The 13077-nt window shown below is 60.8% G+C and carries 12 protein-coding genes and 1 pseudogene; 5 read left to right on the top strand and 8 right to left on the bottom strand.

What is annotated here, in order from left to right; translation table 11 throughout:
• Positions 1–84: 84 nt before the first annotated feature.
• From FEM54_RS10755 to rfbB, 5 genes and pseudogenes are all read right to left on the bottom strand, one after another.
• A complete protein-coding gene (locus tag FEM54_RS10755; RefSeq protein ID WP_017135386.1) occupies positions 85–540 on the bottom strand; it encodes a thioesterase domain-containing protein in 456 nt (151 codons plus the stop codon).
• A 17-nt stretch (positions 541–557) separates the two neighbouring features.
• Complete coding sequence (locus FEM54_RS10750) at positions 558–1943, bottom strand: sigma-54-dependent transcriptional regulator (protein ID WP_138450817.1); 1386 nt, start codon at positions 1941–1943, stop codon at positions 558–560.
• Positions 1940–3748 carry a sensor histidine kinase gene (locus tag FEM54_RS10745; RefSeq protein WP_017135388.1) on the bottom strand — a complete coding sequence of 603 codons (1809 nt, stop codon included), beginning with the start codon at positions 3746–3748 and terminating at the stop codon, positions 1940–1942. Before FEM54_RS10745 ends, FEM54_RS10750 begins: the two co-directional genes overlap by 4 nt.
• A gap of 65 nt (positions 3749–3813) precedes the next feature.
• Positions 3814–4008, bottom strand: a pseudogene (locus FEM54_RS10740) (dTDP-4-dehydrorhamnose 3,5-epimerase family protein); the annotation flags it as partial.
• An 88-nt stretch (positions 4009–4096) separates the two neighbouring features.
• Complete coding sequence (rfbB, locus tag FEM54_RS10735) at positions 4097–5179, bottom strand: dTDP-glucose 4,6-dehydratase (RefSeq protein ID WP_138450815.1); 1083 nt, start codon at positions 5177–5179, stop codon at positions 4097–4099.
• Positions 5180–5485: 306 nt separating this feature from the next.
• On the opposite strand from rfbB, the gene aguA reads away from it, so the two are divergent.
• Both aguA and FEM54_RS10725 read left to right on the top strand, forming a co-directional pair.
• A complete protein-coding gene (gene aguA / locus FEM54_RS10730) occupies positions 5486–6592 on the top strand; it encodes an agmatine deiminase (RefSeq protein ID WP_138450813.1) in 1107 nt (368 codons plus the stop codon).
• 234 nt (positions 6593–6826) lie between these two features.
• Positions 6827–7045: a hypothetical protein gene (locus FEM54_RS10725; RefSeq protein WP_017135392.1), complete on the top strand. Its 219-nt coding sequence runs from the start codon at positions 6827–6829 to the stop codon at positions 7043–7045.
• Positions 7046–7354: 309 nt separating this feature from the next.
• Here the strand turns inward: FEM54_RS10725 and FEM54_RS10720 are convergent, their stop codons facing one another.
• On the bottom strand, positions 7355–9442 hold the full coding sequence (locus tag FEM54_RS10720; protein ID WP_138450811.1) for a TonB-dependent receptor: 2088 nt from the start codon (positions 9440–9442) through the stop codon (positions 7355–7357).
• Between the two features lie 408 nt (positions 9443–9850).
• Between FEM54_RS10720 and FEM54_RS10715 the strand changes: the two genes are divergently transcribed.
• From FEM54_RS10715 to FEM54_RS10705, 3 genes are all read left to right on the top strand, one after another.
• Positions 9851–11137: an OprD family porin gene (locus FEM54_RS10715; protein ID WP_017135394.1), complete on the top strand. Its 1287-nt coding sequence runs from the start codon at positions 9851–9853 to the stop codon at positions 11135–11137.
• 338 nt (positions 11138–11475) lie between these two features.
• Complete coding sequence (locus FEM54_RS10710; protein ID WP_138450810.1) at positions 11476–11697, top strand: tautomerase family protein; 222 nt, start codon at positions 11476–11478, stop codon at positions 11695–11697.
• Complete coding sequence (locus FEM54_RS10705) at positions 11694–12395, top strand: SDR family NAD(P)-dependent oxidoreductase (protein WP_068931360.1); 702 nt, start codon at positions 11694–11696, stop codon at positions 12393–12395. The genes FEM54_RS10710 and FEM54_RS10705 overlap by 4 nt, the downstream gene beginning before the upstream one ends.
• 18 nt (positions 12396–12413) lie before the next feature.
• Here FEM54_RS10705 and FEM54_RS10700 read toward each other — a convergent pair whose 3' ends face one another.
• Both FEM54_RS10700 and FEM54_RS10695 read right to left on the bottom strand, forming a co-directional pair.
• Positions 12414–12653 carry a helix-turn-helix domain-containing protein gene (locus tag FEM54_RS10700; RefSeq protein WP_240792729.1) on the bottom strand — a complete coding sequence of 80 codons (240 nt, stop codon included), beginning with the start codon at positions 12651–12653 and terminating at the stop codon, positions 12414–12416.
• Between the two features lie 7 nt (positions 12654–12660).
• On the bottom strand, positions 12661–12945 hold the full coding sequence (locus tag FEM54_RS10695; protein ID WP_068931363.1) for a DUF3077 domain-containing protein: 285 nt from the start codon (positions 12943–12945) through the stop codon (positions 12661–12663).
• Between the last annotated feature and the right edge of the window lie 132 nt (positions 12946–13077).

Genomic DNA, 13077 nt, shown 5'->3' with positions numbered 1-13077 from the left:
CGGTCTTACAGTCACCTCATTAGTGACTGATCTACCGCTATCGCAGGCAAGCCAGCTCCCACAGTTGGTTTTGTGTTGTGACGGTTAGCGGTGCAGGACGTATTGGCCAGTGAAGGCTACAGCCCGCTCCTCACTGCCCTCATTCACAATCCACGTCTCCAACGCCAACCGCGCCCGGCCATAGCGTTTGTATGTCGCCACAAAGCGCTTCCACACCTTGTCTTCCGGCGCCGCGCAAATAGCGATCGCATCCTGAGTCACTGGCAGTGGATAACTGATCTGCCCTTCCTGAATCACGATATGCCCGTCTTCGACACCTTCTTCGCGCAGTTTCAGGTGCAGCCAACCCCAACCCGCCAATACGGCGCCGCAATAGAGGCTGCCGCCAAACATGGTGCTCTTGTGGTTGATATTGGCCTGTAAGGGCAGGTGCAGCTGCAATTGGCTGTGTTGCCAGCCGAGCACCTTGAGGCCCATTTCCCGGGTGAGGGGGATGTCGTGGTGAAGGATCGATTCCAGGTAGCGGCTGTCGCGGTTCATGGCGGTCTCTTGGCGGGTCATTCGTCGTCGGCGCTGTGGCTGGCGCTGTCGGCGAAGTTCAGGCCGTGCTTGCGCAGTTTGTCGTGCAGGGTTTTGCGCGGGATGCCCAGGGCTTCGGCGAGGCTGCGCACCGAGCTGTGGGGGCGGGTCAGCTCGGCGGCGATCAGGCTTTTTTCGAACTGCTCGACCTGATCGCTCAAGCCGCCAGAGGTTGACGTCAGCACGCCCGTGGCGGGGTTGTCCGCCGTGGCGTCCAGTGCCAGTTCCAGCCCGAGGGCAAAGCGCTCGGCTGCATTTTGCAGTTCGCGCACATTGCCCGGCCAGCTGTGGCGCAACAGCAGGGCACGTTGGCCCGGTTGCAGCTCGTGCAACGGCAGGCCGTGGCGACTGCTGGCTTCGTCGGCAAAATGCTGGAACAACATCAGTGCGTCTTCACCGCGCTCGCGCAGTGGCGGAATGCGCAGCGGCGCGACGTTGAGACGGTAGTACAAGTCGGCCCTGAAGCGTCCCTGGTCGGCGGACTGGCGCAGGTCTTCCTTGGTGGCGGCGATGATGCGGATATCCAGCGGGATCAGCTGATTGCCACCCAGACGCTCGACCACTCGCTCCTGCAACAAACGCAGCAATTTGACCTGCACATCCAGGCTCATGCTTTCGATTTCATCGAGGAACAGCGTGCCGCCATTGGCGAACTCGAACTTGCCGATGCGGCGTTTCTGCGCGCCGGTAAAGGCGCCCGGCTCATGGCCGAACAGTTCGCTTTCGACCACCGATTCCGCCAGGGCACCGGCGTTTATCGCCACAAAAGGCCCACTGCGGCGGCTCGACAGGTCATGCAGGGCGCGGGCCACCACTTCTTTGCCGGCGCCGGTTTCGCCGAGGATCAACACATCGGCGCGGGTTGCCGCCAGGGCGCCGATCTGCTCGCGCAAGCGCAGCATCTGCGGCGAATGCCCGACCAGGCGCGTGCTCAGTTGCTGGCGATCACTGAGGGCCAGGCGCAGGCTGCGGTTATCCAACACCAGGCGGCGCAAAGCCAACGCGCGGCGCACACTGTCGAGCAGGGCATCACTGGCGAACGGTTTTTCGAGGAAGTCATAGGCCCCGGCGCGCATGGCCTGCACCGCCAGCGGCACATCGCCGTGGCCGGTTATTAGCAGCACCGGCAGGTCCGGGTCCTGGCCGTGCAGTTCAGCCAGTAGCTCCAGGCCGTCCATGCCGGGCATGCGGATATCGCTGACCACCACGCCCGGCCAATCGCGGGACAGGCGCGCCGTGAGGCCCGTGGCTTCGCCCAGAGTCAGGACTTTCAGCCCGGCCAGGTCCAGGGTCTGGCACAGAGCCTGACGCAAGTGTGGATCGTCGTCGATCAACACCACCTGGATCTGGTTATCGATACTCATACACTGCGGTCCTCGGACGGTTGCAGACTCACGCCCGGCGAGCCGGCACGCAATTTCAGGGTTAACAGTGCGCCGCCTTCCTTGTGGTTGGCGAACAACAATTCGCCGCCAAAGGCACGCATCAAGGTGTCACAGATCGCCAGGCCCAACCCCAAACCCTGGGTGCGGGTCTTGGTGGTGTAGAACGGCTCGCTGGCGCGGCCCAGGGCTTCCATGCAAAAACCTGGGCCGTTGTCGCGAATGTACAGGTTGACGCCCTGTTCGGTGGTTTGGGCACTCAGCCACAGCTTGCGCGGCGGGCCTTTTTCGGTGAGGGCATCGAGGGCGTTGGCCAGCAGGTTGCCGAGCACCTGGCGCAGGCGGGTTTCGCCGGCTTGCACCCACAAGGTCGCCTCGGGCAAGTCGCGGATCAACTCGACTTCCATCGAGCGCCGCCGTTTGGCCAGCAACGCCAGGGCATCGTCGAGTGCCGGTTGCAGGGCCACGCTTTCCGGGGCGTGGCGGTCGCGGCGGGCGAAGGCGCGCAAGTGCGCGATGATCGAGGCCATGCGCCCGGTCAGTTCGCTGATCAGCTTGAGGTTGCCGCGGGCGTCGTTGGTACGTTCGTGGTCGAGCAGGATCTCGGCGTTTTCCGCGTAGCTACGGATCGCCGCCAGCGGCTGGTTGAGTTCGTGGCTGATACTCGCCGACATGGTGCCCAGCGCCGACAGCTTGCCGGCCTGCACCAGGTCATCCTGGGCGCGCACCAGTTCCTGCTGGGCGTGCTCACGCTCCAGCACCTCCTGTTTGAGGCGGCGGTTAAGGCCTTCGAGGTCGCTGGTGCGCTCGATCACACGCGCTTCCAGTTCGCGGCGGGCCTTGGCTTCGAAGGCGATGCGCTCCAGGTAGTGGCGACGGCGCTGCATCATCAAACCCAGCAGCAACATCAGCACCAACAGCGTCGCGCCGCCAACGGCCACTACGGTGCGCACCGGGCGATTGATCAGCGAGCGCGGTGCAAGAATTTCCACGGTCCAGCCGGTCTCGGCGATGGCCGTGGATTGGCGCAGCCATGCCGTGGTGCTCAACGCCAGCGGTTGCGGGTCGCGGGTCGGGTAGGGCTGGATGGCGATGATTGCCTGGCGCTCTTGCGCCGTGAGCGGCCGGGTCGCCCGGAAGCGCCATTGCGGGCGTGAGGTGAGGATGACCACGCCGTTGTGGTCGGTCACCAGCAGTTGCTCGGGGGTTTTGCCCCATAGGCTTTCGGTGTGGTCCAGGTCAACCTTGACCACCAGCACGCCAATTATTTTGGCGCCATCGCGTACAGCGGCGGCGAAGAAGTAGCCGCGTTTGGCCGAGGTGGTGCCCAGGCCGAAAAACCGTCCCAGGCGCCCGGCCATGGCTTCGCTGAAATAGGGCCGGAACGAGAAGTTACGGTCGACAAAACTGTCCTGCTTGTCCCAGTTGGAGGCGGCGAGGGTCTTGCCGGTGGTGTCCATCAGGTACATCACTTCCACCCCGGCCTGGGCGGCAACGTCCTTGAGCAGCAGGTTGGCGTTGGTCAGGTTGGCGCTGACCTGAGGCGCATCCAGCGCGGTGCGCAGGGCCGGCAAGTCACCGAGGATCTGCGGCAGCACTTCATAGCGGTGCAGGGTGCCGAGGAGGTTGGCGACGTACAGGTCGAGGGTCTGACGGTTTTGCCCGGCGAGTTCGCTGCGGTAATAGCGCTCGGCCAGATGCTCCAGCGGCCACAGCAGCGGTGCCAGGCACAACGCCAATAAGGCGAGGCTGCGCCAGCGAGGTCTACGCGGGAGGGGTGGAGTCATGGGAGTCATGCGCCTGTGGGAACAGGCGCATTATGCCTAGGGCCGGCGTGCAAGGCACTCGCCGGTCATGCAAACAGATCGGCGTCTGCCAATGCCTTGCCGTTCTGATCCTTGGCGGACAAGGTCGGTGCGCCCTCAAACTGCCAGTCAGTCTTGAATTCCGGGTCGTCCCAGCGAATACAACGCTCTGCCGAAGGCGTGTAGTAATCGGTGGTTTTGTAGAGGAACTCGGCAGAGTCGCTGAGCACCACAAAACCATGGGGTCGAGGATCAATACTTCGGGCAACTCCGTAGCGATCACACTCATCGGTTGCACTCGCCGGGTGAACAGGTCGTGTGATCAAAACCTTATGCGATCAGGTCTTTTGGGTCGGTATTGCCCAGGCGCTCGCCTTGATAGCTGCCGTCCTGGACCCTGCGGCACCAGTCCAGGTTATCGAGGTACCACTGCACGGTTTTGCGCAGGCCGGTTTCAAAGGTTTCTTCCGGAACCCAGCCCAGCTCGTTTTCGATCTTGCTCGCGTCGATCGCGTAGCGCTGGTCGTGGCCTGGGCGGTCTTTGACGAAGGTGATCAGGTCGGTGAACTTCTCCACACCGGCCGGGCGTTGTGGCGCCAGTTCTTCGAGCAGGCCGCAGATGCCGCGTACCACGTCGATGTTCTTTTGCTCGTTGTGACCGCCGATGTTGTAGGTCTCGCCGACCACACCTTCGGTGACCACTTTCAACAAGGCGCGGGCGTGGTCTTCGACGAACAGCCAGTCGCGGACCTGCAGGCCGTCGCCGTAGACCGGCAGTGGCTTGCCGGCGAGGGCGTTGAGGATGACCAGCGGGATCAGTTTCTCGGGGAAGTGGAACGGCCCGTAGTTGTTTGAGCAGTTGGTCAGCAGCACCGGCAAGCCATAGGTGCGCTGCCAGGCGCGGACCAGGTGGTCGGAGGCGGCTTTACTGGCCGAATACGGCGAGCTGGGTGCGTAAGGCGTGGTTTCGGTGAACAAGTCATCCACGCCGTGGAGGTCGCCGTACACTTCGTCGGTGGAAATATGGTGGAAACGGAACGCGCTCTTGGCCGGTTCTTCCAGGGTCTGCCAATAGGCGCGGGTGGCTTCCAGCAGGCTGTAGGTGCCGACGATGTTGGTCTGGATAAAGTCCGAGGGGCCATCAATGGAACGGTCGACGTGCGACTCGGCGGCCAAGTGCATGATGGCCTGCGGCTCAAAGCGCGCCAGCACGGCGCTGACGGCGGCCTGGTCGATGATGTCGGCCTGCACGAACTCATAGCGGCTGTTGGCGGCGATGCTGGTGAGTGACTCCAGGTTGCCGGCGTAGGTGAGTTTGTCCAGGTTGAGCACTTCGTGCTCGGTGTGTTGAATCAAGTGACGAACCAGGGCAGAACCGATGAAGCCGGCGCCGCCGGTGATGAGAATGCGCATTCAGAGAGCCTTTTTTCCAAGACAGAGATTAAGCCAGAGCATAGCTTGAGTGGCGCAACGGGGCGGCGCAAGCATACTCGGGTGAAGAAGGGTTGCCTTGATCGCCTGCGCGAGTTGGGTTTCCATAACGCAGCGTGGATTTCTTTGTCGACATGTTGTCGAAGGTGCTCGATGAGCAACTATAGGTGGTCGATTGTTATCGACTAAGGCTTGTCATACTTGTCGGCTATGATCTTTTATCACTTCTAAAGCCGATTTTTATCCGTTATAAAGTCGACCTTCACCCCATTCGGAGTCCTGAACGCCATGACCACCCTGCACAGCACACCTCGCGCCGATGGCTTCTACATGCCTGCCGAATGGGCGCCACAAACCCAAACCTGGATGATCTGGCCCGAGCGCCCGGACAACTGGCGCCTGGGCGGCAAGCCGGCGCAGGCGGCTCATGTGGCGGTGGCCAAGGCCATTGCGCGCTTTGAACCGGTGACCGTCGCAGTGTCTGCCGGCCAGTACGAGAACGCCCGTGCGCGCCTGGATGTGCCCAATATCCGCGTGGTGGAAATGTCCAACGACGACGCCTGGGTGCGCGACACCGGCCCGACCTTTGTGATCAATAACAGCGGCGAAGTGCGCGGCGTGAACTGGGATTTCAACGCCTGGGGCGGCTTTGACGGCGGCCTGTATGCGCCGTGGAGCCGCGATTCGCAGGTGGGCGGAAAGATCCTCGAGATCGAACGTGCGCCGCGCTACCGCACCGAAGGCTTCGTGCTGGAAGGCGGTTCGATCCATGTCGACGGCGAAGGCACCGTGATCACCACCGAAGAATGCCTGTTGAACCGCAACCGCAACCCGCATCTGGACCGTGCGGCGATCGAAGCGGTGCTGCGTGACAATTTGGCGGTGGATAAAGTCATCTGGTTACCGGACGGCCTGTTCAACGACGAAACCGACGGCCATGTGGATAACTTCTGCTGCTACGTGCGCCCCGGCGAAGTGTTGCTGGCCTGGACCGATGACCCGCAAAACCCTAACTACGCGCGCTGCCACGCCGCCATGGCCGTGCTGCAAAGCAGCACGGACGCTAAAGGCCGCCCGTTCACAGTGCATAAAATGCCGATCCCAGGCCCGTTGTACGCGACCGAAGAGGAATGCGCCGGTGTCGATCCGGTAGATGGCTCGCAGGAGCGTAATCCGACTGTGCGCCTGGCGGGTTCCTACGTGAACTTCCTGATCGTTAACGGCGGCATCATCGCGCCAAGCTTCGACGACCCGCTGGACAGCCAGGCCAAAGAGATCCTGCAGAACCTGTTCCCGCAGCACGAAGTGGTGATGGTGCCGGGCCGTGAACTGTTACTGGGCGGCGGCAATATCCATTGCCTGACCCAACAACAGCCTGCACCGCACAAAAACTGAGTGCGGTTGTAACAGCGTTTGAGTGAACGCCGAGCGCTACTTGTTTATAGCGCTTGCAGCAAGCCCGCAGCCTGGCTAGGTTGCGGGCTTTTTTGTGTCCGAATGCCTATAAACACGGGACATTGGCATAGCTCTTGTATCGGTGTTGCCACAGTGTCCCAAGGTGATGACTGCACAGTTCTGTCACAAACCTTGAGTAAGTTAGCCGCTCACGCAGTAGGAGAGAGCGCTGAAATGAATGCCGATATCAACCCGATCTACACGCGCCCGTTCCACCCGACGCGGGTTAGTGGTGATGCGATCCATGCGCTGGCGCTTTGGTTGAAGGCAAACGGCTCGCGACAGGTGAGGCAGCAACAGCCTGATGTGCGCAGTGTGATGAGTGAGCGCTACCCGGCGGGGTTGTTCAGTGAGGATGAGCTGCTGGCGTTGTGCGAACTACTGAAAACCTGAAGAACACCTGAAGAACACCAAGATCAACTGTGGGAGCTGGCTTGCCTGCGATGGCGTTCTGTCAGTCAGCGGCTTTCCAGCAGACACACCGCTTTCGCAGGCAAGCCAGCTCCCACATTGACCGAGTGAAATTTAGAAGTTGTAGGTGCCTGTTGCCCGCAGGCTCGGTGAGCTAGTGCAAAAACTGAAGACCACTGAGATCAATAGTGGGAGCTGGCTTGCCTGCGAAGGCATTCTGTCAGCCAGCGACTTTCCAGCATATACACCGCTTTCGCAGGCAAGCCAGCTCCCACATTGACCGAGTGAAACTTAGAAATTGTAGGTGCCGGTTACCACCAGGCTACGTGGCTCGCCCGGTTGGATCTGCGCTGCGCTGGTGGCCGAGGCGTAGTAGTTTTTGTCCGCGATGTTGTTCAGCGCCGCACGCACGTCCCATTCTTTCTGGCGGAACCCGGCCAGTGCGTCCCAGCGACCATAACCAGGCAGCACCACGGTGTTGAGGTTGTCGGCATAACGGTCGCCCACCAGGGTCAGGCCGGTTTCTGCGTACCAACCCATCTCCGGTTTCCAGGTAATAAACAGGCTGGCATTGCGCTTGGCGACGTCGCTGATGCGTTTGCCTTCAAAGCCGTTGTTGTCCTTCACCACCTTGGCATCCTGCAGGCCGATGCCGCCGCGTACATACCAGTTGCCGGCGACTTTGCCGGTGGCGGTCAGCTCCACGCCGCGTGAGCGTTGCTCGCCGGTGAGCAGGGTGATGGTGCGGTCCAGTGGGTCGCTGGTGCGGCGGTTGTAGAGTTCCAGCTCGTACACGGCCAGGGTGGTGCTCAGGCGGTCGTCGAGCCAGTCGCTTTTAACCCCGATTTCCTTTTGCTTGGTCAACTCGGGACTCAGGTCGTTGACGGCGCCTGCAGCATTGGGGGTGATGCCGATCAAGCCGCCGCCGGCCGGCGAGAAGGTTTTGCTCCATGAGGCATAGAACGAGTGGTGTTCCAGCGGCGTCCAGACCAGGCCGATGCGCGGGCTGGTGCTGTGGCTGTCGACCGCCTGCTGGGTGTTGAGCAGCTTGCTTGTGGTGTCCACTTCAAAGTGGTCGTAACGCAGGCCGGCCAGCACTTGCCATTGATCGTTGAGGCGCAATTGGTCCTGCACGTAAAGGGCGCGGCTTTCGACTTCGGTGTGGTTGTTGCTGGAAACACTCATGCGCCCGGTGTGGCTCAAGTGGCGGTCGGGCTGGTTGAGGTCCAGGCTCGGCACGGCCTGGCCGCCACGGTTGGTGGCGGTGGCGCTGTACAACTTTGGATCACGGCGCTGGCTGCCCAGCTCCAGGCCGGTGAGCAGACGGTGCTCCAGGCCGAAAGTGTCGAACCCGCCTTCCAGCTCAAGGTTGTTGAACACGTTGCGGGTGTTCAGGTCTTGCTGCCAGCGCTGGCGCGAGACTTTGTTGGTTTTTGGGTCGTAGCCGACCTGGTAGGTGTTGTCGAAATCGCTGTCGAGCTTGAACACGCCGAGGGTGTGGCGCAGCTGCCAGTTGGCGTTGAGTTCATAAGCCAGCTTGGAGCGCAGGGACTGGGATTTATCGTCGATGTAATCGCGACTATCGAAGTAGGTCGTGCTGCGGCTCACATCGGCCGGGCGGCCGTTGACCCCAGGAATGCCACGGTCCGGCGTGCGGTTGTAACGGCTGTATTCGTATTGCACCAGCCAGTTCAGGTCCGGCGTCAGTTGCCAGCTCATCGACGGCGCGAACAACTGGCGATTGCCGCTCACACCGTCGCGAAAGCTGTTGTTGTCCTGGTTGCCCATGTTCAGGCGCAGGCTGATGTTATCCGTTGGGTCGGTGCTGAGGTCGGCATACAGGCTGCGCAGATCCTGGCTGCCACCTTGGGCTTCGATGCTGGAGGTGTGGCCCGCCTGGGGCAGTTTGCTCACGCGGTTGACGATCCCGCCCTGGCCGCCGCGCCCGTACAGCACGGCGGCCGGGCCTTTGAGCACTTCGATGCGCTCGATGTTATGCAGGTCGCGCACGTACTGGCTGTCGTCGCGGATGCCGTCCAGGTAGAAGTCATTGCTCGCGTCAAAACCCCGGATACGCAGGCTGTCGAAGCGCGTATCGGCGCCGCTGCTGACGTTGGGAATGCCGCTTAACGCCTGCCCCAGGTCGTTGGTGCCGTAGGAACGCAGGCTTTCGGTTTTAACCGAGTCGATGGCCTGGGGCACGTAACGCACCGAGGTGGCAGTACGGGTGGCGGTGTTGGTCTCCTTGACGCGCGGGTCGTCTTCGTCGGCTTCGGCGCTCACCGACGTTTCGGGCAAGACCGTGGCGGCACAGGCGAAACCGGCAGACAGCAAAACAGAAAGCCCAAAAGTGATGGGCGTCAGGCGAGAGGCAGGCATGGGGAATAAATCCAAAAGTGTTGGAAAAAGGAAAGTGCGCGAATGGTAATGCTTTGCATTTGCGCAGGTTATCTATTCCCAAACATACCCTCGTCAAAAATGTTACATAATGTGTTTTCTTGACGAATCAGACGATTTTTCAGGCTCGAGCGAGGGCCTTGGAATGCACCGCTTAGAATTATTTCGCCTAAATACAGACGATTCACGAAATTGACACATAGTTCAACGCGCGCATAGGATTGCGCCCAACGCCTGTGGCTCACCGCCATGACTCATCCAATAAAAAAAGGCCCGCGGCAGTTCAGTCGTCCGCGGGCCTTGTTTTTTCTGGAGGAAGTCGACACCAGAAAAGCGACACGGAGCCTGGTGTCACAGCGCGTACTCAACCAGTAATAAGGAATATAAGAAATGTTGAAGCAACGGATGAGTCTGATCGCTCTGGGGATTTTGAGCGCATCGACAGCAATGGCTAACGACCAGGAGCAATCCAAGGGTTTCGTGGACGACAGCCACCTGAACATCGCAGCACGTAACGCCTACATCAGCCGTGACTACAAAAACGGCAAGCAAGACAAAGCCGAATGGGGCCAGGGCTTCATCGGCAAGTTCGAGTCCGGCTTCACCCAAGGCACCGTCGGTGTGGGTGTGGACGTGATCGGCCAATACGCCATTCGCCTGGACGGTGGTAAAGGTCGCAGCGGCGCTGGCGGTATCGACTTCTTCAAGCAAGGCGACAGCGGCGAAGCCGCCAACGACCTGGCCAAGGGCGGCGCTGCCGTGAAGTTCCGTGTCTCCAACACTGTACTCAAGTACGGTGACCAGATGCCGGCTGTGCCTGTGCTGCAGTACGACAACTCCCGTCTGTTGTCGGAAACCTACACCGGTACTTCGATCGTTTCCAAAGAGATCGCCGGCCTGCAACTGGACGCCGGTCACTTCACCAAGGAAGCTCGCAAGAGCGCCGAAGGTTCTGACAGTGGCGCGCTGAAAAGCATCGACTACATCGGTGGTAGCTACAAATTCACCGAAAGCCTGTCGGCCGCGTTGTACGCCTCCAACATGCAGGACGTGCTGAAGAAGCAATACGTCAACGTCAACTACGTGCTGGCCCTGCCAGAAAAGCAATCGTTGACCTTTGACTTCAACGGCTACAAAACCAAGCTGGACCGCAGCTTCGCCCTGGAAAACCAAGGTGATGCGGACGCCCGCGACAACAAAATCTGGAGCCTGGGCGCTACCTGGGCTGTTGGCCCGCACAGCTTCACCCTCGCTCACCAGCGCAGCACCGGTGACACCGGCTACCTGTACGGCGGCTACCGCAACGCTGGCGGTATCGGCGACGGCGGCAATACCATCCTGCTGGCCAACTCCTACTGGTCCGACTTCAACGGCAAGGACGAGCGCTCCTGGCAAGCAGGCTACGGCCTGGACTTCAGCGCCTTCGGCGTGCCTGGCCTGACCTACAACATCGCTTACGTGCGCGGCACCAACATTGACGACGGTTCCAACCGTGGCAGTGGCACCGAGCGTGAAATCTTCAACCAGTTCAAATATGTCGTTCAAAGCGGCCCAGCCAAAGACCTGAGCCTGCGCGCTCGTGCGTCGTGGTTGCGCGTCTCCAACAACGCCAGCAACTACAACGTAGGCGGTAACGAAATCCGTCTGTTCGCCGACTACCCGATCAACGTTTTCTAATTGATCGCACGTCGCGCCTGATGCCAGGCGATAAAAAACCCCGACTGGTTCGGGGTTTTTTTATGCCTTTGGATCAGCGACGGTGATCGTTCCCACGCTCTGCGTGGGAACGCCTCTAGGGACGCTCCGCGTCCCGCCGTCAACGATCGAGGGTGGTTTTTTATCAGTTTTGCGGACGCCAGCGGGAGGCGTCCAATCGTGTAGAAGTACCGCGGGAACTTGTTACACCACATCACTAATGTAGTACTCAAACCCCCATTTATCTCGACTCAGCGCACGCCTAAATTGACCCCACTGCCGGCCCATCACCCCGATGCCCGCCCATTGGAGCCATAACCATGCCCTTCGTCAGCATGCGCATCACCCGTGACGGCGTGACCCCTGAGCAAAAAGCCCAGGTCATCGCCGAGTTCACCGAAACCCTCGAACGCGTGCTCAACAAGCGCGCGGACCTGACCCACATCGTCATCGAAGAAATCGACACCGATAACTGGGGCTACGCCGGCATAACCACCACCGAATACCGCAAATCCAAAACCCTTACCGGAGAAACAAAATGAGCAAAGTTGTGATCATCACCGGTGCCTCCCAAGGCATCGGCGCCGCCGTGGTCCAAGCCTACCGCGCCCTCGATTACCGCGTGGTGGCCACCTCGCGTTCGATTCAGCCATCCACCGACCCGAACATCCTCACGGTGCCCGGCGACATCGCCGACCCGGCCACCGCCCAGCGCGTCATCCGCGAAGCCCTGGCCACGTTCGGGCGCGTCGACAGCCTGATCAACAATGCCGGCATCTTCATCGCCAAACCCTTCACCGCCTACACCCAGGACGACTATGCCAACGTGCTGGCGGTGAACCTCAACGGCTTTTTCTACATCACCCAACTGGCCATCGCCGAGATGGAAAAACACGGCGCCGGCCACATCGTCAATGTGACCACCAGCCTGGTCGATCACGCCATCGACGGCGTGCCTTCGGTACTCGCCAGCCTCACCAAAGGCGGGCTGAATGCCGCGACCAAATCCCTGGCGATTGAATACGCCAAACGCGGCATTCGAGTGAACGCGGTAAGCCCGGGCATCATCAAGACGCCGATGCATGGCGAAGACTCCCACGCTGCATTGGGGCAACTGCACCCGGTGGGGCGTATGGGCGAAGTGAGTGATATCGCCCAGGCGATCACCTACCTGGAGAGCGCGGGGTTTGTCACCGGTGAGATCCTGCATGTGGACGGCGGGCAAAGCGCCGGGCACTGACACGCTGACGCGCCTGGCCTAACCCGGCCGGGCGTGGTCATCCCGTGGCGAGCGCCCGAAAAAGGCCTTATAGGCTCGGCTGAACGCGGCCTCGGACTCATAGCCAATCGCAAAACCCACCTCACCGATGCGACCTTCCTGCTTGGTCGGCGTTGCATGAATAGCCCTTAGCGCCCGAGCGATACGCACATCCGACAACCAAGCGCTTCTATGTGGGAGCCGGGCTGAACTGCGACAGCGTCCGCCCGGCGAGCCCATTTACCGCTTACTGCTCAGCATTACAGGGCGACGCCAACACCTTCACCACATCATCAATCACCGCCTTGCTCATCTCCTGCAAATAATGCGACGCCCAGGCATAACGGTCCGTCTCCTTCGTCATCGCCGCATCTTCTGCGAGCAACTTGGCGACGTGAAGCAAATCGGAAACGTGGTGCAAGGCTTCATGCAGGGAAACACCGCTGTTGACGCGGAACAGAGGTTGGTCGGAGTGAAAGGAGAAAGGGGTGACGCCGAGGGTGGTGAGTGCGGGTGGGTTTGTTGCGGTCATTGGTGGAACTCCCATATTGAGTGAGAGCAACACGTTCGTTGTGACAACGAATGCGTGGCGCTAGTGGCGCCTGCATCAAATCGGGTTCTCAGGCCCGGTCGCTGGGTGGTAGCGACGGGGGGAGGTTAGCGT

Source organism: Pseudomonas edaphica, assembly GCF_005863185.1.
Lineage (GTDB): Bacteria > Pseudomonadota > Gammaproteobacteria > Pseudomonadales > Pseudomonadaceae > Aquipseudomonas > Aquipseudomonas edaphica.
Note: the sequence above shows the minus strand (reverse complement) of the source record. Positions and strands in the feature narration are given on the sequence as shown.